Raw genomic sequence first — 23,516 nt, forward strand, 5'->3', positions numbered from 1 at the left:
GTGTGGGTCATGGACGCAGTATTTTTATTGGCAACGGAAGAAGCGGGGCATTTTGGCATTAACACCAATTTGCTCGAAACCAATGTGATCAACCTTGCCATCATTATTGGGGTATTGGTGTATTTTGGGCGGGGCGTACTTGGCAAAACCTTGGGCGATCGCCAGCAACAAATTGCCACAGCCATTGCGGAAGCCGAAGAACGCCAGAAAGTGGCCGCTGCCCGCCTTACCGAAGAGCAGCAAAAACTGGCTCAGGCCAAGCAGGAGGCACAACGCATTCGCGAAGACGCCCTTGCCCGTGCCAAGGCTGCAAAGGAAGAACTCATTGCCCAAGCCAAGCGGGAAATTGAGCGCTTGAAGGAAACCGCTTCCCAAGATACGAGTGCCGCCACTGAGCGGGCGATCGCCGAAATTCGTGAGCGGATTGCCGCTAGGGCACTTGCCGAGGCCGAAAACCAACTCAAAGCGCGTTTGAGCCAAAATCCAGACCTTCAGCGTACCCTTGTTGATCGCAGTATTGCCCTACTAGGAGGCAAATGATGCAGACCACTGTCCGTGGTGAACTGGTTGAACCCTATGCCGAGGCGCTGCTGTCGTTAGCGCAAACCCACAACCTCATTGATCAGTTTCAGCAGGACACGCAGTTAATTCTGGAACTCCTTGCCAGCTCCAGTGAACTGCAACAGTTTCTCGCCAATCCCCTGATCAAGCCTGAGGCCAAAAAGAACGTGCTGCGGCAGTTGACCGTGGAGAAGGTGCATGGCTACTTCCTCAACTTCTTAATGTTGCTCGTGGATCGGCGGCGAATTAACTTTCTTGGCTCTATTTGTGAGCAGTATCGTGCCCTTGTGCGCAAACTCCGCAATGTGATCTTGGCGGAAGTCACCAGTGCCGTCGAACTCAACGACGATCAACGCCGTGCCGTGGTTGAAAAGGTCAAAGCCATGACCGGTGCTGCCGATGTAGAGCTGGTTACTGCCTGCGATCCCGAACTAATTGGTGGTGTGGTGATTAAAGTTGGCTCCCAAATCTTTGATGCCAGCCTGCGGGGTCAACTCCGCCGCCTCAGTCTCACCTTGGCGCAAGCCGCCTAACGTCCCCTTTGTAAACTGTTCAACCCTTGAGAGCGACTTCTATGGTAAGTATCCGACCCGACGAAATCAGTAGCATTATTCGCCAGCAAATCGAGCAGTACGAACAGTCGATCAAAGTCGATAATGTCGGTACTGTCTTGCAGGTGGGCGATGGCATTGCCCGTGTCTATGGCCTCGACAAAGTGATGGCCTCAGAATTGGTGGAATTTGAAGACGGCACCGTGGGAATTGCCCTTAACCTCGAAGAGGATAACGTGGGGGTGGTGCTGATGGGCGATGGCCTCGGTATTGAAGAAGGCAGTACGGTGCGGGCCACTGGCAAAATTGCTTCCGTGCCTGTAGGTGAAGCGGTCATTGGTCGGGTGGTGGATGCCCTAGTGCGCCCCATTGATGGCAAAGGGGAGATCCACACAACAGCAACCCGCCTGATTGAATCCCCCGCACCCGGTATTGTCCAGCGCAAATCGGTGTGTGAGCCGTTGCAAACGGGGATTACGGCTATTGACGCCATGATTCCCATTGGTCGTGGTCAGCGAGAACTGATCATTGGCGATCGCCAGACCGGAAAAACGGCCGTTGCCATTGACACAATTCTGAACCAAAAAGGCCAAGATGTGATTTGCGTCTATGTGGCCATTGGTCAAAAAGCGTCCAGTGTCGCTCAAGTGGTGAACGTGCTGCGGGAGCGGGGTGCACTCGATTACACGATTGTGATTGCCGCTAACGCCAGTGATCCAGCCGCTTTGCAGTATCTCGCCCCCTACACCGGTGCCACGATTGCTGAGTACTTCATGTACCAAGGCAAGCACACCCTCGTCATCTATGACGACCTCTCCAAACAAGCGCAAGCCTATCGGCAAATGTCGCTGCTGCTGCGCCGTCCTCCCGGTCGTGAAGCCTACCCTGGGGATGTGTTTTATCTCCACTCCCGCCTGCTGGAGCGTGCCGCCAAACTCAACGATGCCCTCGGCGGTGGCAGCATGACGGCGCTTCCTGTGGTTGAAACCCAAGCCGGTGACGTGTCTGCCTACATTCCCACCAACGTCATTTCCATTACCGACGGTCAAATCTTCCTCTCCTCTGACCTCTTCAACGCTGGCTTGCGTCCTGCCATCAACGCGGGGATTTCCGTGTCACGGGTGGGTTCTGCTGCTCAAATCAAAGCCATGAAGCAGGTGGCTGGCAAACTGAAGCTGGAATTGGCGCAATTTGATGAACTGCAAGCCTTTGCCCAGTTTGCCTCTGACTTGGATAAAGCCACCCAAAACCAACTGGCACGAGGCCAACGCCTGCGGGAAATTCTCAAGCAGCCCCAGTACTCACCCATTCCGGTGGAATACCAAGTGGCAACCATTTACGCCGGTACCAATGGCTACCTTGACGACATCCCCGTTGAGGCAGTGGCCAAGTTTGTTGCCGGTCTGCGGGACTACCTGCACACAAGCAAGCCCGAATACGGCGAAATCATCCGCACCACCCAAAAACTGGATGAAAAAGCTGAAGCCTTGCTGAAAGAGGCGATCGCCGAATACAAAGCTGGCTTTACTGCCTAGGCGCGATCGCGTTATATCATGCTCTGAACCTGCCCTCTACCTAGGGTAGGTTTTTTTATGCCTAGGCTACTCTCAAGTGTCAAAAATCATTGCAGTTTCCTGAAGCCATCCCCCTGAGCCTGCCGTCCTCTCCTACACTGGGATCCTAGGGCGAGGTTTGACAAAGGAGAAAACAGTGCGTGTCGTCCTCATGGCCGGGGGAAGTGGTACTCGGTTGCGTCCCCTCACCTGTGATCTACCTAAGCCAATGGTGCCGGTGGTCAATCGTCCCATTGCCGAGCATATTCTCAATCTCCTACGCCGCCATAGCCTTGATGATGTGGTCATGACATTGCACTATCTCCCCGATGTCGTGCGCGACTATTTTGGCGATGGGAATGAGTTTGGGGTGCACCTGAGCTATGTCGTTGAGGAAGAGCAGCCCCTTGGCACAGCAGGTTCAGTCAAAAACATTGCCAATTTGCTAACGGATCCTTTTTTGGTGGTCAGTGGCGATAGCATTACCGATATCGATTTAACCGATGCCCTACGTTTTCACCAGCAGCACGGTGCTCCCGTAACCCTGATCCTTGCCCGTGTACCTCAACCGAAGGAGTTTGGCATTGTCTTTACTGATAGCGATGGTCGCGTGCGGCGGTTTCTCGAGAAGCCCTCAGCGGGGGAAGTCTTTACAGATACGGTGAATACAGGCATCTACATCCTCAGCCCTGCTGTCATGGACTATCTCAATAGCGGCATCGAGCGGGATTTTTCGCGGGATTTATTCCCGTTGCTGTTGCAGGCGGATGTGCCGATGTATGGTTATATCACCGATGCCTACTGGTGCGATGTCGGCAGTCTGCAAACCTATCAACAGGTGCAACAGGATGCCCTCTATGGCCGCGTGCACTTGGAAATTCAGGGGCACGAAGTTCAGCCGCAAATTTGGGTAGGGCACAACACTACATTGCCGCAAACAGTTCAGCTACAGGCGCCGCTCGTCTTGGGCAATAACTGCCGCTTTGGTGCGGGGGTCACCCTTGGGGCAGGGACGATCTTGGGAGATAACGTGATTGTTGGTAATGGCAGTCGGTTGCGCTCAGTGGTGGCTTGGAGTGGCTGTTTTATTGGGGATGACAGTGAATTAGAGCACTGCATTTTGGCTCGCCATGTCCATGTCGATCGCCATGTGAGGGTGCACGAAGGGGTAATTATTGGCAGTCGCTGTGTGGTCGGGGAGGAAGCTAGCCTCAGTCAGGGGGTGCGGCTTTGGCCGGGCAAACGCATTGAAGCGGGTGCAATTGTCAATGAAAGCCTGATCTGGGGCACAACGGGGCAACGCTATCTCTTTGGCCAGCGGGGGGTAGCCGGTGTGGCCAATGTGGACATTACACCGGAGTTTGCTGTGCGGCTGGCGGCCGCCTATGCTTCAATCCTTGAGCCCGGAACTAGTGTGCTGGTGTCGCGAGATCAGCGCAATGTGTCGCGGATGGTGTCCCATGCTCTGATGTCGGGTTTGATGTCGGTGGGGATTCATGTCCTCAATTTGGAGGCGATCGCCCTACCGATTGCCCGCTTTGCTGCCCAAACCCTTTCAGTCAGCGGCGGAATTCATGTGCGTGCCCATCCCGATCGCGCCGATCAACTCTTGATTGAGTTTTTTGATCATAAAGGCATCAACCTGAGCAAAGCCAAAGAGCGGCAAATTGAAACCGCCTACTTCCGCGAAGATATTCGCCGCGCCCTACTTACGGATGTCGGTGTCATGACCCATCCCAACAACTGCGTGGCCGCCTATGCCCAAGGCTTTGAAAAGTGGCTAAATACCCAACTGTTTTATGGTAGCCCCGCCAAAATTGTCATTGACTATGCCTATGCCGTTTCTGGGGTTGTCTTGCCACAAATCCTCAGTAAGTTTGGCTGTGATGCCGTTGTTCTCAATGCCACCCTGCACCCAACCCCCCTCAATATTCTCGAGCGACAGCGACTCCTGCGGGAACTGGGACAGGTGGTGACAGCGCTATCTGCCAGTTTGGGGGTGCAAGTCTCTGCCAATGGTGAACGGTTGACCTTAGTGGACAATGCCGGTCAGGTGTTCAGTGATCAAGAACTCACGGCTCTAATGACCTACTTGATCCTCTTGACCCATCCGGGGGGCACTGTCGTGGTGCCGGTCACAACTTCTAGTGCGGTGGAGGCGATCGCCCGCCAGCAGGGAGGACAAATTATCCGCAGTCGCACCAACCCCACTGATCTCATGGAAGCCTGCCAACACCACAGTGGCGTTGTCCTAGGGGGATCTGCAGAAACCGGTTTTATCTTCCCGCAACTGCATCCGGGGTTTGATGCCATGTTTACGATCGCCACCCTGATCGAACTGCTGGCACTGATTGGCAAACCCCTCACCGTCATGCGCCAAGAACTGCCCCGCGTCCACTCCTATCATCGCCCGATTCGCTGTCCTTGGATTGCCAAAGGGTCATTGATGCGCCACTTGGTGGAAACCCATCCCCGCAATCACTTAAGTCTCATTGATGGCGTCAAAATTGGTGAACCCAATACTGACCACTGGGTACTGATTCTGCCCGATGCCAGTGAGCCATTGGTACACCTCTACGTCAATAGTCCCGATGCCACTTGGAGTGAGCAGATGTTGCAACGCTATAGCCGCCGCATTGAAGAGTTTGCTCGTTTGGAACCCCTCTCAGATGCCACAATAAAGATGTAACCAAAATCCCGTAGAATCAGGGAAAATTTTTCGTACATTAGGCGCAATGGTGGTGTTGAAAACCGAGAAAACCGAAGGGGACTTTACTGATAAATTGCGGGGCATTGCCCGTTGGTGGTCAGAATTCAAGATTCAAACCCGCCTCATGGCCACAGCAACCCTCGTGGTCTCGATCATCATGAGTGGTTTCACCTTTTGGGCGGTGAATACCATTCAAACCAATGCCCACCTCAATGACACCCGCTATGGCCGCGATTTGGGGTTGCTCTTAGCTGCCGATGTGGCTCCCCTCGTGGCCAAGGGAGATACCGCCGCTGTTGCCGAATTTTCCCGTAAGTTCTACGAGCGCAGTGCCAGTATTCGCTACATCCTTTATGCCGATCCCGATGGGGAAATTTACTATGGCCTCCCCTACTCTGCCCCCCAAGTGGAAAGTGCGCTGACCCTGCGCCGCCGTATTCAACTGCCGGACACCTACCGTGCCAGCCAAGAACCCCTTGTGCGCCAACACCAAACCCCCGACGGCCTTGTGGCCGATGTCTTTGTGCCGTTGATATTTAATGGTGAAAATCTAGGAGTTGTGGCTTTGGGCATTAATCCCAACCAAACGCTTATTGCCTCTGCCAATCTCACGCGGGATCTCACGATCGCCGTCTTTGTCTCCCTCTGGATCATGGTGATCTTGGGGGGCGTCTTCAATGCCCTCACCATTACTCAGCCCATTAAAGAATTGGTGCAGGGGGTCAAAAACATTGCCGCCGGCAATTTTAAGCAACGCATTAACCTGCCCTTTGGCGGTGAACTGGGGGAACTGATCACCAGCTTTAACGACATGGCTGAGCGCCTTGCTTCCTACGAAGCCCAAAACATTGAAGAACTGCAAGCGGAAAAAGCCAAGCTGGATACCTTGGTTTCCACCATTGCTGATGGGGCAATCCTGTTGGACACTGACATGCGGATTATTTTGGTCAACCCCACGGCTCAACGTCTCTTTAATTGGGAGGGGATGAATGTCATTGGTCAAAATGCCCTGAACTGTTTTCCGGCGCCGGTGTGTGAAAAACTCACCTGTCCTCTCTACAAAGCCTCCAAGGGCGAATCGGAAGGGGGAGAATTTCGCGTCACGCTCCAAGAACCCAGCTCGCGATCGGTACGCATTTTGCTGACAACGGTTATGGATGTGCAACGGGAAAAACCCAAGGGCATTGCGATTACGATTCAGGACATCACCCGCGAGGTGGAACTCAACGAAGCCAAAGCGCAATTGATTAGCAATGTTTCCCACGAATTGCGCACACCTCTATTCAATATCAAATCGATCATCGAAACCATTCAAGAGTACGGCAGCAGTCTTAGTGAAAAAGAGCAGCAGGAGTTTCTGGAAACCGCGAATCACGAGACCGATCGCCTGACCCGCCTTGTGAATGATTTCCTCGATATTTCTCGCCTCGAATCGGGTCGCCCCTATCAATTTGGCTCGGTACAGATGGCGCAGGTGATTGATCAGATCATGCGCACCTACCAACTCAATGCTGCCAATAAGTCCATTACCCTCACTGCCGAAGTGGAAAATCCCTTGCCACCGGTTTGGGGCAACTACGATCTGCTCATTGGTGCCCTCACTAACTTGGTGGGGAATGCTTTGAAGTTTACCCCCGAAAATGGACGGGTAACCATTCGTGCCTATGTCTGGCATCCCCCCAGCGATCCAGAGCAGGAACGGGTGCGCATTGAAGTCGCCGACACGGGTATGGGCATTGCCCCAGAGGATCAACCCCGCGTCTTTGAACGGTTTTTCCGCGTTGAGAATCGCGTGCATACCCTAGAGGGAACAGGGCTGGGGTTGGCCATTGTCCAAGATATTATCCACAAGCACAATACACAAATTCATTTAATTAGTGAATTGGGGGTCGGCAGTACCTTTTGGTTTGATTTGGCCATTGATGAATCCGCCCTCGTTAATAACCCTGATGGCACTGCTGAAACGGCACTTCCCCCCGCTTGAACAAGTTGATAGAGGAAGGGGGCGATCGCCCCACCTTGCCAACAACCACAAATGATCCGCTAAAATCTGAAGGCAAGAATCAATAACTCCTCACGCCAATGGTTCCTTGGGCTTGACCCTCAGGAAAAGAAACAAATTTTTGTATTGATTTTGCTGCCCTATCTAAAACCAAATAACTAAGCATTGGGGTTGAGGACGTGAAAACAAACTTATTTGCACCCGTTGCCCTTCTCTCTGTTCTCGGCAGTACGGGAGCGGTGTTACCTGCTTTAGCGATTCCAGTTATCACCCCCACCCAACAGGATATTCAGCCCCCCCTACCGGAACCACCCCCTCTACCCTCCCCTTCGCCACCCGCTCTTGAACCGCCCCCTTCACCCCCTAGCCCAGCCACCGAGTCAGAAAATGTTTTAATACCTGTACAAAAAATTGTTGTTGAAGGGAGTACTATCTTTGGGCCTGCGGAATTTGATCCGATTATTAAGCCCCTGGAAGGGCGTCAGGTGACGCTGGCGGAGCTACAAGGCGCTGCCGATGCGATTACAAAACTCTATCTTGAGGGGGGCTATTTGACCTCTCGCGCCGTTTTAGGCGAGCAGGTGGCACGGGATGGGGTAATCACGATTCAAGTGCTTGAAGGCCGCCTAGAGGACATTCGTATTGAAGGGAATAAAGGAATTATCCAACGCTATATTCGCAGTCGTATTGCCCTCGGTGCCGGCGTGCCCCTCAACTCCAATCGTCTGGAAGAGCAGTTGCGCCTGCTGCGAACGGATCCTCTCTTTGCCAATCTTTCTGCCAGTCTGCGACCCGGCACGACGCCCCAGGACAGTATTTTGGTGGTACGGGTGGTACCTGCCCGCTGGTTTAATGCTGCTTTTGGTTTGGATAACAATACGCCGCCAGCGATCGCCCCGGATCGGGCCACGGCCTTTTTGGGATACAACAACCTCAGTGGTCGCGGCGATAGCGTCTACGGTTCCTACGCCATCGGTAATAACCTAGGCACGTTTGACTGGGGAGCGTCCAACACTGTGGAGTTTGGCTACAGTCTGCCCCTCAATGCCATGAATGGCACACTCACCATTCGCACCGTACAAGCAGACAGCGAAATTACCCACCCCCCCGCCCTTGCTGGCTTGAATATTCGCAGTGAGTCTTCTATTTACGAAGCCAGTTTTCGCCAACCGGTGATTCGCAATATCCGTGAGGAACTAGCCTTTGGCATTGGCTTCCTGATGCAGTCGGCACAGACTTTTGTTTTGGGAGTGCCAGCCCCCATTTCCATTGGTTCTGATCCATCGGGCTATAGTGCCACCCGAGTGCTGGAAGTGAGCCAAGAATATATCCGCCGTGATCCCCAAGGGGCATGGGTCTTTCGTTCGCAGTTCAACTTTGGCCTGCCGATCTTTGGCGCCACCGAAAACCCCAGTCCAACCCCTGATGGTACTTTCTTTAGCTGGCTGGGACAGGGACAGCGGCTGCAACGCCTCTGGGCAGATAACTTCTTGATTTTGCGTACGGATGTGCAACTGAGTCCCAATAGCCTGCTCCCCTTTCACCAATTTGTCATTGGTGGCCCCCTGTCGGTGCGGGGTTACTCAACCAATGCCCTCTCTGGGGATAATGGCCTGCGGTTCTCTGGGGAAGCCCGTTTTCCCGTACTGCGCACTGCCAATCGTCGCCCAATTATTTCCATTGGGCCCCTGTTTGATCTGGGGGTGGTCTGGAACAATAGCCGTAATCCTGCGGGTGCAGTGCCTAACAATGTGATTGCCGGTTTAGGCATGGGACTCTTGGTGCAACCAACGCCCAACTTAGACATTCAGTTCCAGTACGCGGCACCATTGATTGATCTGCCCGGTCAAACCCGCAGTTTGCAGTCCGATGGCATTTACTTTACGTTGACGGTGCGTCCCTAGGGCGTATCGAGGGCTGTGCGGAGTGACTGACAAAACTCGGCGACAGCGGCAACTCCCTGCTCTGGTTCTGCCAGCCGTTTGACAAAGGCACTGCCGACAATGGCAGCATCGGCGCCCCAATCGCGCACTTGACGGGCATGCTCTGGACTGGCAATGCCAAACCCGACACCAATGGGCTTGGGGGTAATTTGCCGCAGTGTGCCCAATAGTTCCTGAACGCGACTGGCCATTTTTTGGCGCATCCCTGTGACGCCCGTGGTGCTGACAAGGTAGATAAAACCTTGGGAGGCGGTGGCGATCGCCTGCATCCGTTCGGGCGATGTGGTGGGCGCAATCAGTAGTGTCAATTCCAAGCCTAGATGCGCTGTTTCTGCAAGAACGGGTTCTGCTTCCTCAAGGGGCAAATCCGGAATCACTAAGCCCTTGATCCCGGCTTGGGCAACGGCTTTCAGAAATGAAGAGACCCCTCGATGGTAGATGGGATTGTAGTAGGTAAATAAAATGAGTGGTGCCCTCAGTTGGCAGTGTAAGTCCGTTGTCATTTCTAAGACTGCTTCGAGGCGAGTTCCCCGTTGCAGGGCGCGGGTAGCGGCTGCCTGAATCACAGGACCATCGGCCAAGGGATCGGAATAGGGCATTCCCAGTTCAATCAGATCTGCACCATGGGCATCTAAGGCCTTGAGGGCAGCAACCGTCGTTTCTAAATCAGGGTCACCGGCGGTCAAAAAGGGAATCAGGGCACAGCGTTGGCGGGCACGACATTGCTCAAAGCGTTCAGAAATTGTAGGCACAGTCACAGGCAGTCGCTCTCAAAGATGCATAATAATTGTGCCAGATTAGATACTGTTCCTATAGTGGCCGGTGCCAGTGAGGGTCATCTAAGCGTGAGTTGGTGGCGTTTTCTCCCCTTTGGCGATCGCCTGCGGCGCAGCGAAGCGGTTGGCGACCTGCGGCAGTGGACCCTAGAAGCACGATTGCTCCATTGGTTGACCCTAGTGTGGATTGGTCTTGGCTTGGTCGTCCTCTTTTCCGCTAGTTTTCCCGTCGGTTTGGCCGAAACAGGGGATGGGCTGTACTACTTTACGCGCCAGTTGCTGTGGCTTGCCCTTGGCTGGGCAGGGTTTCAATTGTTTCTACGGCTACCCCTGCGGCGATCGCTCCAGATGGCCATTCCAGGTTTCTTTTTGTTTCTGCTGCTGATCTGGGCAACACGCCTACCGGGGGTCGGGACAACGGTGATGGGCGCCACCCGCTGGATTAGTCTTGGTCCTTTTCAACTCCAGCCCTCGGAGATGATGAAGCCTTTTTTAGTCCTGCAAGCCGCTTGGGTGTTTAGTTCGTGGCGGCGGCTGCATCTCAAGGCACGCTGTTTTTGGTTAACGGCCTTTGCCGTGACGCTGCTAGGAATTTTAATTCAACCCAACCTCAGTACCACCGCCCTCTGCGGCATGACATTGTGGCTCATTGCCTTGGGTGCAGGTTTACCCTTGGCGCCCCTGCTGTTAACAGCCATGAGTGGCTTGGGCTTGGCAGTCCTCAGCATCAGCATTAACGAGTATCAACGGCGGCGGGTGATGTCCTTCCTCAACCCTTGGGCGGATGCGATGGGGGATGGCTACCAACTGGTGCAGAGTCTCTTGGCGGTTGCTTCGGGGGGCGTTTTGGGCACGGGCTATGGCTTTTCACAGCAAAAGCTCTCCTATTTGCCCATCCAGCACACGGATTTTATTTTTGCGGTCTATGCCGAGGAAATGGGGCTATTGGGGTGCCTCTTGCTCCTAGGACTGCTGGCGGCCTACGGTTGGCTGGGAATGCGGGTGGTGAATCAGGCGCGGAATCCCCTGATCCAGCTCATTGCCTTGGGGGCAACGGTGATCATGCTCCTACAGGCCTTGATTAATATAGGTGTCGCCATTGGTATCCTACCGACAACAGGATTACCCTTTCCCCTCTTTAGCTATGGCGGTAGCTCAATTATGGCCAGTATGGCGATCGCTGGCCTGTTGATTCGCTGTGCCCGTGAAGGACAGCAGGCAGAGGTGATTGCCTTCCCTGGTGCCACAAACACTCGCGCCAAAACGTCTAGAACCCACCGCCGCCGGGCTACCCCAGTCGTACCCCTGCGTCCTAAAGGGATCAATCGCTATTCTTCCCGCAAGCCCTAGGCTGACACTTCCCGGCCATCTGAGCGCCATACAGCAATGACGGCAGGCCGAGGCACGACCACCTCTTCTCCATAGGGCCAGCGTGTTGACAGATCAGCCGTGGATTTTGCCCCTTCCCCCGGATGCTGGATCGCGCAGAAAAAGGTGCGGTAGTCACTACTAAACTCTGGCCCACAAATTTCACAGCCGGGCACGCCAGAGAGGAACATCTTCAGTTCGCGGCGCTGCGGATTGAGGACATAAACGCCGTCATTTTTGCCAAGGCGGCTTGATGCTGGGTTCCCGTCGGTGGCAATCCACACGTTACCCCCTCGATCAAAGGCAAAATTATCGGGAGCGGAGATTGCTGGTACCTTAGCAGTGGCACGGTTGCCGTAAAGGATTAACTGCCGATTCGGCTCTCGGGCTGTAGGATCACCACACAACAAGGGCAAACGCCACTGAAACTGCAATGCAGCGGGATTGTTGCCCTGTTCCACAATCTCAACCACATGACCCATGACATTTTCAGCGCGGGGATTTACCCCATCGGTCTCCTTGCGGCGCTCATTGTAGGTCAGGGCCAGCCAAACACTTTTGGTGACCGGATTCCACTCAAAGTCCTCTGGGCGATCCATTTTTGTTGCCCCTAGGGCATCGGCGGCGGCGCGGGTGTAAATAAAACACAGGGCAGGATCCTGTTGGAAGGCTGTGGGCAGATTGGGGTTGGGGCTAATTGTACTGCCCTCAACGCGGGCGATCGCTCGCCATTCACCCGTCAGATCGTCATTAAAGCGAGCAACGTACAGTTCCCCTTCATCCAACAGATTCAAATTGGCGGCGCGATCGTTGGCTTGGTACTTGCCCTTGGTAATGAATTTGTAGGCATACTCAAAGCGTTCATCATCACCCATATACACCACAACTCGACCATCGGGGGCAATCACCGTTGTCGCCGCCTCATGGCGAAACCGTCCTAGGGCTGTGCGTTTAATGGGGGCGCGATCCGGAGAAAGAGGATCCACTTCCACAACCCAGCCAAAGCGAAAGGCCTCTTGGGGTTCCTTCGCGATGTTGAAGCGATCTTCATAGAGATAAAAGCCATAGCGATCGGCTCGCTCATTGGGAATGTCATAGCGCTTATGTAGCTCCTTCACCATGCCCGTCAGGTTGCTATCACTGCCGCCAAAATAGCTATGGAAGTTTTCCTCGCAGGTGAGTACCGTGCCCCAAGGGGTTTTGCCCGCTGCGCAGTTATTGAGGGTGCCATTCACCCGTGTCCCCGTGGGATCCCCAGCCGTCTTCAAAAGGGCATGGCCTTTGGCAGGGCCAGAAATTTCGCAGGGCGTTGAACCTGTGATTCGGCGGTTGTAGGGCGAGGCTTTCACATATTGCCAGCCACCATTGGCGTTTTTGGCAATCTCGACAATGGAGAGGCCATGGGCTTCCCGCTGGAGTGCGGCTTGCCATTGATTGGGGCGATCGCCCACCGTTTGAAACATGAGTTCGGGATTGGTGTATTCATGATTCACAACGAGCAAATGCTTGCCATCGGGTGTGGTCTGATAGCCAACAAAATCACAGTTGTAGCCAAAGCACTGCTGCTGCCGCTGGACATCAGCTGCGGTGACTGTTTGGTGAATGCGATTCCAATTCAAGTTTTCACCACCATCGAGGGCATCGCCCCAGCGAATCACGACGCCATGCTCAAAGCCCTCAGGCAGCGTAATTTTATCGTCGGTGTTGGGGTAAATCGTTGGAAAGCCTAAAGCCGGTGCAGTGGCACACCCTTTGGTCAGGGTTGCAAGGGTTAAACCCGCCGTGCCAAAAAGAGCAGTTTTTAGTACGGTGCGTCGGCTTAGGACACGGGGTAACAGATCACCAAAATATTCAGCCATGAAGCGTATCTCGTTCCAAATTCATCCACTGTGGGCAGCCAGTTTATAACTTAGGGAAGTTGGGTTAGGGTTTGCCTAAGAAATGGGGGAAAAGTGGTTAAGACCAGCTACAGAGCAGCGGCCAGCAATTTTTGCGTGTAGGGATGTTGCGGCTGGGCAAACAATTGGGCGGTGGGTGCCAGTTCAACAATCTTGCCAGCGTACATGACGGCAATGCGATCGCAAAAATAGCGGGCGACCCCCAGATCGTGGGTGATAAAGAGATACGTGAGTTGGAATTGTTCTTTTAACTGCTGCATCAGTGCCAGCACCTGGCGTTGAATATGAGCATCGAGCATGCTCACCGGCTCATCACAGACCACCAGTTGGGGATGGGTAATCAGGGCACGGGCGATCGCCACCCGTTGGCGTTGTCCCCCCGATAGGGCATAGGGATAGCGATGAACATAGGCTTCAGGGGGGGTCAATTCCACCTGTGCCAGCATCTCGCGTACCCGTTCTTGGGCAGCCTCTTTGGCCATCAGCCGATGAATTAGCAGTGGCTCCAGCAAGTTTTGCTCCACGGTCATTTTGGGATTGAGGCAGGCATGGGGGTCTTGGAAAATCATTTGCAGATCGCGGCGGACTGGGCGCAGTTGTGCCGCGGGTAATTGAGTTAAATTGCGCCCCAAAAAGACCACTTCACCGGCGTTGGCGGGAATCAGTTGCAGAATCAAGCGCGAGAGCGTACTTTTACCACAGCCGGATTCGCCCACAAGGCCAAGGGTTTCTCCCCGGCGCAACGTCAGATCGACGCCATCTACCGCTCGAATCGTGGTTTGCGGTTGTAGCCATCCCCCCAAGCGGTAGTGCCGCTGTAAATTGTGAACCCGCAGCAGTTCTGGGGCAGTGTCCAAGGGTGGGGTTTCTTTAGCGGTGAGTTGGGTGGCCGCAAGTAGGGACTGGGTATAGGGGTGTTGGGGCTGTTGCAGCACTTGACGAGCCGCTCCCCGTTCAACAATCTTGCCTTGGTGCATGACCGCAAGGCGATCGCAATACTTGGCCATCAATGCCAGATCGTGGGAAATCAGCAGCAGTCCCCGCTGCTCCTCTTGGCACAGGCGCGTGAGTTCATCGAGAATTTCCGCCGCGACAGTCACATCTAGCGCCGTTGTCGGTTCATCGGCAATGATCAGGGGTGGGTTCAAGAGCAACGCAAGGGCGATCGCCACCCGTTGCCGCATCCCGCCACTCAACTCATGGGGATACTGATGCAGGCGATTGGCCGAAATTTTCACCCGATCCAACACCTCAACAATGCGCTGCCGCCGTTGGGAGCGACTCCAAGCAGAGCAATGACTCCGCAATAGCTCATCGCAGTGGTCATAGACGCTCATGAGGGGATTGAGGCGCGTCATCGGATCTTGAAAGACCAAACCAATTTGCTCGCCCCGCAGTCGCCGCAATTGGGAAGTGGTCAGCCCCAAAAGGGATTGCCCCTGAAGGGCGATCGCCCCAGCAACCTGTGACCCAGTCGGCAATAATTGCAAAATGGCCTTACCAATCGTGGATTTGCCACAACCTGACTCCCCCACTAAGCCAAACCGCTCCCCAGCGGCCACACAAAAAGAAACACCATCCACCACAAATGTTGCAGCAGATGATGTCTCCGTTGTAGGGTAGGCGACCCGCAGTTCCCTGAGTTCTAAAAGAGTCGCCATGGGCTGGTCGATCCTAGGCAGGTTCGATGCGGGCGTAAAAGACCCCTTGAATTTTCACTTCGTGAGGTTCGTGGGCACCCATATCATCATCGGAGAGTTGCTCACTTTCAAAGGTGCCAGCAATTTCACCCGTGCGGCCATCCACTTTCGCCACATTCAGAGAAATTTCACCCTTGGTCAAGGAGAAGCGTTTGACGTTGGCGCGAGCCAGCTCTTCTTCTTTACCTTGGGGAATGGCGATCGCCGAATCATAACCAGAGGCCAAGCCCCGTCCTTTGGGATCGAGGAAGTTGGCAGTGCGGTAGGAAGGAACGGTGAATTCCCCTTTGAAATCCGTTGAAGTGGTGATGCTGCTAATGTTGGGCTGAGTGCTCGCCACCAAGTTTTTCACTGTAAACAGCAGTGGGATACGCTCGCCACCGGGCATTTGCACGGTCACTGGTTGGAAATCAATCCCATCCTCTTCTATGAACGTGAGGCTGCCATCGCTGTTGACCTTGAGTTCCCCTTGAATTTGATCCAGGCTCGTGGTTTCGCGGGTCACCAGTTTTGTGGGGACAAATTCGGCCTCTTGGCGTTTGTTCTTAGGCTCTTCCTTGACCAAAAATGTCGTGGGCTGTAAGCACAGTTGGGCAATGCGATAGGTTTGGGAGCTATCAATGGGGTAGGCACCGCGTGCCGTATCATCAAGCGTGGGGCACTTGTTGGCCAGACCAGTGCCGACAATATCGTCATAGGTTAAAGTCTGTTTTGCGGCAAAGGCGGGGGCGCTCAAGGAAAAAATCCCTAAACATACCGCCAGCAGCGTCGCCATTAAAATGCGATATTTCATGGTTAACCTCAGAAGTCAAAGCATCTCAAAGCAGTCAGAGTGTGGGAGATACCCCTGCGTAAGAGTCCAGTGAAGGCAGCCATGCAACTACCTTATCAATCCATGATTATACGGAGCTTTGCGATCGCCTCAGAAAGGAAATTTTCGCAGATATTTTAATTTCACAAGAGCAAAAACAATGACCGACCTCTCTCCGACTGGAGCGGCAAAGTAAACTATAAAAAAGCAGGATCGGGAGTGAGTTCATGGATGACAGCGAGTTGTTTGCTGTTTTTGTTGCCGATGTTGTCAATGGGGCTGAGAGCCTTGCCTCAAATCCCAACTATCGCATTGAATCGGTTTTAGGGACTTGGCAACTGGTGGACAACAAAGCGGGCGTCATTGCCACGGGCAAAAGTGAGAATGGTCAACCGCAGATCATGGTCAAGCGCTACTGCGATGCGTGGGAATCTTTGCGACAAGCATTGACCCATGGATCATTCTTCCCTGATCTCGCTCAAAATAAGGCACAACTGGTGCCCTTTACCCGTGCCGCCATTCCCGAAGGCTATCAACTCTATGATTGTGCTGCCAGTGAGATGTGGCGCAGTTGGCGACGGGGTGCAGTTAATTATGTACATATCTATACCGCGAATCAGTGGCGATCGGTGGGGGAAATTTCCTGTAGTGGCGGTGTGGTCTTTATCCCCGTTCCCGATCTCGATAAAGAGATTCAGATTACCAGTTCGTCATTGATGTCTTGGTTAGGCGTTCCTAATGCTTAGAACCCTAAAAAGGCTTAGGAAACTACGGATTAGGGGGGAGCGATCGCCCCAATGGATCAAACAGAACCTAAAGACTCTAGAGATAATAGACGTATAACCATAGCGACCTAGCAACACAATGCTTCCCTGTTTGCGACCTCGCCAGCCGATTTCCCCTTGAGGCAACTATGTCAGAACCGCACCGCGATACCAACATTGGCCAAATTCTGATGAATCGGTACCAGCTGACGGAGCTGATTGGCAAAGGCTCAATGGGGCGGGTGTATCGGGCAGAGGACATTCTCCTTGGCGGCGTTCCGGTTGCCGTTAAATTCCTGTCGCAAACCCTGCTCAACGATCGCATGAAAACCCGCTTTGCCCAAGAAGCGCGCGCGGGTGCTCTCCTCGGTCAGAAAAGTATGCACGTGGTGCGGGTGCTCGACTACGGCATGAACAACGAGGAAATTCCCTTCTACGTCATGGAATTTTTGGAAGGCGAAAACCTCAGTGATTTGCTCCTAGAAGAACCCCTGCCCTTAAGCCGATTTCTGCGAATTGCACGCCATATGTGCCTTGGTCTGCAGGTAGCCCATGAGGGAATTATCATCGAAGGCCAAAAATGCCCCATTATTCACCGTGACATTAAACCTAGCAACGTCCTTGTGATTCAGGATGGCACGATGGGGGAACTTGCGAAGCTATTGGATTTTGGGATTGCCAAATTTTTGGGGGATGTCTCTGAAAAAAGGCAAACCTCGTCGTTTATGGGCACTTTGGCCTACTGTTCCCCAGAGCAAATTGAAGGGCGAGAGTTGGATCACCGCTCGGATATCTACAGTCTTGGCATCACCATGTATGAGCTACTCACCGGCAAGATGCCCATTCAGGCGGACACCCACTCCATTGGCAGTTGGTTTAAGGCACACCACTTCCAAAAGCCAGTGCCCTTCAATGTGGCCAGTCCAGGGTTGTATCTTCCTCCTGTCCTTGAGGAACTGATCATGGCCTGCATGGCCAAGTCCCCCAGCGATCGCCCCCAAAACGTCGGTGAAATTATCAAGGTCTTAACAGCCCTTGAGGAACAGTTTGGGAGTAGTCGAGTCACCCAGCCGGGGGTAGAGGTCGCTGCAAAAGTCTCTCAACCCTCAGAACGCCAGTCTCAACCGCCTGTTGCCCTTGCAACGGTTGAAGAAGTTTGCTGGCAAAGTGTTTGGCCTGCCGATAAACCCGTAGCGGAAATTGTCTTTCCGATGCCTTTGTATGCACAGCGGGAATCAGCCGCCTCGCTGTGGGTGATGCTGCCTCGCCCAGAAATTGATCGGCGCATGCTCAATATTCGCTACAACCAGTTTCTCTTTACCACCAGTCCCCACCCGATGATCCTCTGGATTACTGCCATCTACGATCCCAAGCAAGGGCCCCGCTGGTTGCCCTGTTATTTGGATATGAAACTGCCACGCAACCAAGAGCTCTGCGTTTTGCTCTCGGAGACCGGCTACTATCCGCTGCTCTTTTTCTCCCTTGAGGATCCGCAACACTGCATCAATGTCCGCATGTTTACGATCGCTACCTTCCAGCGGCAACTGCTACGGGATTGGCTGCAAACCAGTAAAAGCTTGCCCAGTTCTGCCCCAGCGATTGTGAGCCGTAATCTCCTCAAAGCAGAGTTTGAAAACTACAAGCCGCAAATCCTCGCCAAGCTGGAGAACGTGAAGATGGCCACAGTCATTGATTAGGGATATCGCGATCGCCCTCTAGGACAGCAATAGAGAAAAATATATTAAGAGATGTTGCGGAATTAGTAAAGAATTGTTACAGTGAGGGTACAGGGTTCGATCAGGAGTCAAAACCATGGAAGATACCAAAACCATCAAAGCTGAAGATCGCAACGCATGGGTCTTTGGATTCACCCCCCAAGCTGAAATTTGGAACGGTCGCCTCGCCATGATCGGCTTTGTGGCGGCGCTACTCACAGAACTGATCACCAAACAAGGCGTGCTTCACTTCTGGGGTCTCCTCTAGACCTTAACTCTCTCCCAATTTTCAGCGGTCAAAGTGTCATTTTGAGGTCAGTAATGGCCTCTTTTTTTTGGCCAATTCAGCGGTACTACAAGGCAAACACAGCGCCTTTCACAAAGAGAGCACACCTTCAAAACCGTGAAAGCGACTAGCAGAGAGGATTGTACTCCCTCTATCCATCCCAATAGGTCAGGACTGTAGCGGGAAATGCCGCTGTCAAAGTACCTGTTAAATAATTCGCGATTGAGGATGAATAAATCTAGGAGTGATTCACACGAGGAATCCCCAGACTGTAGTTGCGCACACGACTGTTGAGGTTGTAGCCAATTTCCCCCTGCATCAGCAAAGAGCGAATAAAATGCTCCAAGTCCGAGCCAATGCGCCGCAGATTATATTCCGTCAAGTCCTCGCCAGCGGCATTTGCCACCAACTCCTGAAATTTGGCTTCCACCTTCGCTAGGGCGGCGTCGTTCCACTCCAACTCGTTATCGGGATCCACATTCAGCGTCAGCGTTTCTGTATCAGGATGAACTTCCCCATCAACCACATGGCCGGCATAGATGTGAACGTGGCGTGTTGTAGACTTCAGTAGCATGGCTAACCAATGACGAGTGAACCGTAGTTCGTAAACGCTTCTACTATACCAAGAATGCTTTCGCGGAAAGTTTCGAAAAACTCATGCCTTAGCCCAAGGATCCGTAATAGAACTAGGCTGGATTCTAGGCTGATTTTGGCTAGCGATCGCTAAAAGGGGCAACTGCCCCCTCTATAAGAATTTACCGTGCCTGTCGTTGCTCCCAGCGTCGCCGGCCACCTGCCCAAGGGGGAGGCCCACCATGGGGACGAATGTTAGTCACCTCTCCATTGGCGCGGGTAATGCGAAAGGCGTCAAAGTCATAATCATCATATTTACCGACAACTGTAACGGTTTCGCCGGGCTGGAGATTGATTTGGTGAAACCAACGGGGACCGGCATCCACAATGACTTGACCCGTGCCATCGTCGAGAATGAAATGATTGCCAACCACACTGCGTACGGTGCCGCGAATGGTAATGCCATAGACATTGCTTAAATTACGAATCGGGGTTATCGACTGGGCAACACTTTGAGCTATCGGTGGCATCAAAACGCCCGTAGTACCTACAAAAAGAGACATACCCAAGGCCCATAAATACTTCCTAACCATCTTCTGTGTCCTCAATGCTTCAATCCCTAGGTTAAGAAAAAAAAATGACAGAACTATGTCAACGTCCGCTTGGGGGTAAGGTAATGGTCACCGTTGTTCCCTCCCCCACGCGACTGTGAATTTGCAGCTGTCCTTGATGAGCATCAACAATTTGTTTGACGATTGCTAGCCCCAAACCAAATCCCTGCGGTTGTTCCTGACCTTGATGAATGCGATAAAAGCGCTCGCAGACATGGGGCAGGGCAGCTTCTGGAATGCCGATCCCCGTATCCACAACAGCAATTTGAACCTCGCGCTCCGTTGACTGAGTTTCCAATTTCACCTTGCCACCTTGGGGGGTATAGGCACAGGCATTACTCAGAAGATTGGCGATCGCCTGTTTCAGGAGTAAAAAATCACCCTTTACGATAAGTGGTAACTCCGGCAACTGAACCATAAACGTAATCCCACGCTGCACCATTGACAGTTGCCATTCTTGGGCAAGTTCAGCAATCAAAGAATTCAGATCAAAGGATTGGCAATTTGCGAGTTGTCCTTCATGGCGAGCCAAAAATAAAAGGTCACTCACTAGATGCGCCATCTGTTTAGCAATTTGAGAAATCTTGGCTAGATTTTGCTCCACTATTATCAGAGATTCACGAGAAGTTTCTTCGTCTTCTTGTAAAATCATGAGTGCAAGCTGGCTATTGCTTAAAATTACAGATAACGGCGCCCTTAACTCATGGGAGGCATTGGCTGTAAATCGTTGAAGCTGATCACAGACAATAGACAATTTAGCATTGTTTGCTTGCAGAGCATTTTCTCTTGACTCTAGCTCTGTAACCAATTGATAAAATAAATGAATTGAGAATAGACTAGTAATCCCACCAATGACTGCCGCAGCAATAATAATTGACCATGCGAGTTCTCGATACTCAATTTGATGTTGACGGCGATCGCCCAACAGAACCTCCTCATTTTTATAAAATTCGTAAATGCTTTGCCGTGCTCTTTCCATTAAAATCCGACTTTTATTCCAATCAATATTCTGCTCTTGGTTGGATTTACTGACTAAATGAGTCATAGATGCAAAATTTTCTGAATACACATAATGATCAAAAATCTGAATGTTTTGCTGAAGGGTTTCCTCGATTGAGTCTAAAGCCTTAAGTTGCTCAGGATTATCCTGTACCAGCTCTCTAATTTTTTCCAATGATGGAAAAATACGGGATTTTGCCGCGATGTAAGGTTGCAGAAAGCGGTGACTGCCTGTCAGGCTATAGCCACGCACACCCGTTTCCAAGTCCAGCAGTAAGTTAAGTAGTTTTTGCGTTTCTAGTCGTACTTTTTGCGTATGCAACACCCATTCATCATCTTCAATTAGGTTTAGCTTCAACCATATAAATGACGCGACAATAATGAACAGACAGATAATCGGCATGGCAATAATTAAGCCAGCACGATAGCGAATTGATCCAACTACTTTCCTAAGAAACATTTTGCTGGGGATTCAAGGAATAACCACTACCATAGTGGGTTTTGAGCCAATGCTCTACACCCAGTTGCTTCAATTGCTCCCGCAGCCGTTTCACTCGCACAGCAACCGCATTACTCTCAGGGGATTTATCCCATTCCCAGAGTTGACTTTCAATTTGCTGGCAGCTGAGAACTTGGCGTGGATGGCGCATCAGGTAGCTGAGCAACTGAAAATCTCGACTTTTAAGCTGAATTTCCGCACCTTGATAGCTCAACTTCCGAGTCTCTAGGTGGAGAGTTAATCCCTCAAGGGTTAGTTCATCCCCCTGCCAGAGGGGCGATCGCCGCCGCAGGGCGCGGATGCGTGCCAATAATTCCAATAGATCCACGGGCTTAATGAGATAATCATCGGCACCCACATCTAAGCCAGTGACTTTATCCGCCGTCGTGTCCTTTGCGGTAAGAAATACAATTGGCGCAGTTTTTTGCTGCTGGCGGTAATAGCGACACAGCTGTGTGCCTTCACCATCGGGTAAAAGCCAATCTAAAATGAGCAATTCATAATCCACCTCATGGATTAACGAGTAGGCTGTTTTCAAATCGGGTGCAGTATCAACGGTGTAGCCCTGCCGCTGCAGTGCTAGGCAAATGGGCTGTCGCTGCTGGGGGTCATCTTCGACAAAGAGAATGCGCATGATCGAGTGACCGCTGCTATAAAAAACGATGATAAACCGATTGAAATCCAACTTGATTTAGACAGAAAGAAATAGGATTCGGTTCAGGCCAGAGGCAGGTTGAGCAAAAGGGGAAGGCATGCTTAACTGAGTTAAAGAGTTTTGAGCCTTTGCTTCTATGCCTTTGATAGCGCTACTGTTTGAACCCTTTTTTGCCAATGCGGCAGCAGAATCAGTGAACTTGGCGGAAGCAGCACCTTTAATTTTGGCCGCTGTTTTACTGAGTCTGGTGGTGATTTACTTGGCGAGCAAAATGGGCGGTGAAATTTGTGCCCGCATTAACTTTCCACCGGTGTTGGGTGAGCTGGTGGGCGGTGTGGTGGTTGGTATTTCGGTCTTGCACCTGTTGGTCTTTTCCGAAGGGGGAACCACTGAGCCCTCTGTGCTGACAACGTTTATTCAGCAGACCACCGGTATGGATGACCCGCTGGCTACGGTGGTTGCCAATACTGCCAGTGAGGTCATTGCCGTCCTCTCAGAAATTGGCGTCATGATTTTGCTCTTTGAGATTGGCTTGGAGTCGGATCTAGAGGGTTTGCTGAGGGTGGGGCCGCAGGCAGCTATCGTTGCTGTGGGCGGGGTGGTGGTTCCCTTTACAGCAGGAACCCTTGGCCTCGTGACGCTGTTTCATGTGGACTTGGTACCGGCCATCTTTGCAGGGGCGGCTCTGACGGCAACCAGTATTGGCATCACAGCCAAAGTCCTTGCCGAAATTCAACGTCTTACTTCTCCGGAAGGTCAAATCATCATTGGGGCAGCCGTTCTCGATGATATTCTCGGCATTATTGTGCTGGCAGTGGTGGCCAGTCTAGCCAAAACGGGCACGGTCGAGATTAGCAATGTGATCTACTTGATCATTAGCTCTGTAGTCTTTTTGGTGGGGTCTGTTGTCGTGGGGCGGCTGCTGAGTCCCTTCTTTTTGGGAATGGTCGATCGCCTGACAACGCGCGGCAACTTACTGATTCCCTCTCTTATCTTTGCCTTTGTCCTTGGTTATGTGGCAGTGATGCTGCAATTGGAAGCGATTCTCGGTGCTTTTACCGCTGGCTTAGTCTTGGGGGAAACGGAAAAACGACGTGAGCTAGAGGAGCAGATTTTGCCCATTGCCGATATGCTAGTGCCAGTTTTCTTTGTCTGTGTTGGCGCACGCACCGATATTAGCGTTCTCAATCCCCTAGAACCGGCCAATCGTGCGGGTCTGATCATTGCCTCGTTCCTTGTATTGGTGGCCATTCTTGGTAAGGTGGTAACAGGGGCAACGGTCTTTGGCCAGCCGGGAATTAACCGTTGGGCCATTGGCATTGGTATGGTGCCTCGCGGTGAAGTGGGTTTGATTTTTGCGGCTGTGGGGTCGGCCAGCGGTGTGCTCTCGAAGGCTCTAGATGCCGGTATTATCGTCATGGTGATTGTGACCACGTTCGTTGCGCCACCCCTGTTGCGCTTGGTCTTCAAGCCAGAGGTAGAAGACTCAGAGGCGTTACCCAGCTCAGAAGTTGCAGTGGAGTCTCCCCCAGAAGGATAGC

General features: G+C 52.5%; 19 protein-coding genes. 11 read left to right on the forward strand and 8 right to left on the reverse strand.

What is annotated here, in order from left to right:
• Nucleotides 1-9: 9 nt before the first annotated feature.
• The 6 genes from RHJ80_RS07715 to RHJ80_RS07740 all read left to right on the forward strand — a co-directional run bounded on the left by RHJ80_RS07715 (nt 10) and on the right by RHJ80_RS07740 (nt 9,281).
• On the forward strand, nt 10-540 hold the full coding sequence (locus RHJ80_RS07715; RefSeq protein WP_302676241.1) for a F0F1 ATP synthase subunit B: 531 nt from the start codon (nt 10-12) through the stop codon (nt 538-540).
• Nucleotides 537-1,094 (forward strand): ATP synthase F1 subunit delta, encoded by a 558-nt coding sequence (gene atpH / locus RHJ80_RS07720; protein WP_206199674.1) that lies wholly within the window; start codon nt 537-539, stop codon nt 1,092-1,094. The genes RHJ80_RS07715 and atpH overlap by 4 nt, the downstream gene beginning before the upstream one ends.
• Nucleotides 1,095-1,135: 41 nt before the next feature.
• Complete coding sequence (gene atpA, locus RHJ80_RS07725; protein WP_302676239.1) at nt 1,136-2,647, forward strand: F0F1 ATP synthase subunit alpha; 1,512 nt, start codon at nt 1,136-1,138, stop codon at nt 2,645-2,647.
• A gap of 175 nt (nt 2,648-2,822) precedes the next feature.
• A complete protein-coding gene (locus RHJ80_RS07730) occupies nt 2,823-5,354 on the forward strand; it encodes a mannose-1-phosphate guanyltransferase (protein WP_310800711.1) in 2,532 nt (843 codons plus the stop codon).
• 46 nt (nt 5,355-5,400) lie between these two features.
• Nucleotides 5,401-7,359, forward strand: a complete 1,959-nt coding sequence (gene nblS, locus RHJ80_RS07735) for a two-component system sensor histidine kinase NblS (protein WP_310800712.1) — start codon at nt 5,401-5,403, stop codon at nt 7,357-7,359.
• A 197-nt stretch (nt 7,360-7,556) separates the two neighbouring features.
• Nucleotides 7,557-9,281, forward strand: coding sequence for a ShlB/FhaC/HecB family hemolysin secretion/activation protein (locus RHJ80_RS07740; protein ID WP_310800713.1), 1,725 nt, complete (start codon nt 7,557-7,559; stop codon nt 9,279-9,281).
• On the opposite strand, the gene trpA is transcribed toward RHJ80_RS07740, so the two are convergent.
• Entirely contained in the window at nt 9,278-10,072 is a 795-nt protein-coding gene (gene trpA, locus RHJ80_RS07745) for a tryptophan synthase subunit alpha (protein WP_315863373.1), read from the reverse strand. The two genes, RHJ80_RS07740 and trpA, sit on opposite strands and share 4 nt — an antisense overlap.
• 93 nt (nt 10,073-10,165) lie before the next feature.
• Between trpA and RHJ80_RS07750 the strand changes: the two genes are divergently transcribed.
• Complete coding sequence (locus RHJ80_RS07750) at nt 10,166-11,446, forward strand: putative peptidoglycan glycosyltransferase FtsW (RefSeq protein WP_310800714.1); 1,281 nt, start codon at nt 10,166-10,168, stop codon at nt 11,444-11,446.
• On the opposite strand, the gene RHJ80_RS07755 is transcribed toward RHJ80_RS07750, so the two are convergent.
• The 3 genes from RHJ80_RS07755 to RHJ80_RS07765 all read right to left on the reverse strand — a co-directional run bounded on the left by RHJ80_RS07755 (nt 11,443) and on the right by RHJ80_RS07765 (nt 15,855).
• On the reverse strand, nt 11,443-13,323 hold the full coding sequence (locus RHJ80_RS07755) for a PhoX family phosphatase (protein WP_310800715.1): 1,881 nt from the start codon (nt 13,321-13,323) through the stop codon (nt 11,443-11,445). The two genes, RHJ80_RS07750 and RHJ80_RS07755, sit on opposite strands and share 4 nt — an antisense overlap.
• 107 nt (nt 13,324-13,430) lie before the next feature.
• A complete protein-coding gene (locus tag RHJ80_RS07760) occupies nt 13,431-15,023 on the reverse strand; it encodes an ABC transporter ATP-binding protein (RefSeq protein ID WP_310800716.1) in 1,593 nt (530 codons plus the stop codon).
• 13 nt (nt 15,024-15,036) lie between these two features.
• Nucleotides 15,037-15,855 carry a photosystem II manganese-stabilizing polypeptide gene (locus tag RHJ80_RS07765; protein WP_149818320.1) on the reverse strand — a complete coding sequence of 273 codons (819 nt, stop codon included), beginning with the start codon at nt 15,853-15,855 and terminating at the stop codon, nt 15,037-15,039.
• 245 nt (nt 15,856-16,100) lie between these two features.
• On the opposite strand from RHJ80_RS07765, the gene RHJ80_RS07770 reads away from it, so the two are divergent.
• The 3 genes from RHJ80_RS07770 to RHJ80_RS07780 all read left to right on the forward strand — a co-directional run bounded on the left by RHJ80_RS07770 (nt 16,101) and on the right by RHJ80_RS07780 (nt 18,620).
• Nucleotides 16,101-16,619, forward strand: coding sequence for a hypothetical protein (locus RHJ80_RS07770; protein WP_302676232.1), 519 nt, complete (start codon nt 16,101-16,103; stop codon nt 16,617-16,619).
• A gap of 167 nt (nt 16,620-16,786) precedes the next feature.
• Entirely contained in the window at nt 16,787-18,334 is a 1,548-nt protein-coding gene (locus tag RHJ80_RS07775) for a serine/threonine-protein kinase (RefSeq protein ID WP_206199683.1), read from the forward strand.
• A 115-nt stretch (nt 18,335-18,449) separates the two neighbouring features.
• Nucleotides 18,450-18,620 (forward strand): chlorophyll a/b-binding protein, encoded by a 171-nt coding sequence (locus tag RHJ80_RS07780; protein WP_011056299.1) that lies wholly within the window; start codon nt 18,450-18,452, stop codon nt 18,618-18,620.
• A gap of 256 nt (nt 18,621-18,876) precedes the next feature.
• Here RHJ80_RS07780 and ndhM read toward each other — a convergent pair whose 3' ends face one another.
• The 4 genes from ndhM to RHJ80_RS07800 form a co-directional block, all read right to left on the reverse strand.
• Nucleotides 18,877-19,212, reverse strand: coding sequence for a photosynthetic/respiratory NAD(P)H-quinone oxidoreductase subunit M (gene ndhM / locus RHJ80_RS07785; protein WP_206199685.1), 336 nt, complete (start codon nt 19,210-19,212; stop codon nt 18,877-18,879).
• A 181-nt stretch (nt 19,213-19,393) separates the two neighbouring features.
• Nucleotides 19,394-19,774, reverse strand: coding sequence for a hypothetical protein (locus RHJ80_RS07790; RefSeq protein WP_310800717.1), 381 nt, complete (start codon nt 19,772-19,774; stop codon nt 19,394-19,396).
• 88 nt (nt 19,775-19,862) lie between these two features.
• On the reverse strand, nt 19,863-21,281 hold the full coding sequence (locus RHJ80_RS07795) for an ATP-binding protein (RefSeq protein WP_310800718.1): 1,419 nt from the start codon (nt 21,279-21,281) through the stop codon (nt 19,863-19,865).
• Nucleotides 21,271-21,954 carry a response regulator transcription factor gene (locus tag RHJ80_RS07800; protein ID WP_310800719.1) on the reverse strand — a complete coding sequence of 228 codons (684 nt, stop codon included), beginning with the start codon at nt 21,952-21,954 and terminating at the stop codon, nt 21,271-21,273. Before RHJ80_RS07800 ends, RHJ80_RS07795 begins: the two co-directional genes overlap by 11 nt.
• Nucleotides 21,955-22,111: 157 nt before the next feature.
• Here RHJ80_RS07800 and RHJ80_RS07805 point away from each other — a divergent pair, with 157 nt between their 5' ends.
• Nucleotides 22,112-23,515 (forward strand): cation:proton antiporter, encoded by a 1,404-nt coding sequence (locus tag RHJ80_RS07805; protein WP_310453383.1) that lies wholly within the window; start codon nt 22,112-22,114, stop codon nt 23,513-23,515.
• The last annotated feature ends 1 nt before the right edge of the window (nt 23,516 follow it).

It is taken from the genome of Thermosynechococcus sp. QS41, assembly GCF_031583515.1.
GTDB lineage: Bacteria > Cyanobacteriota > Cyanobacteriia > Thermosynechococcales > Thermosynechococcaceae > Thermosynechococcus.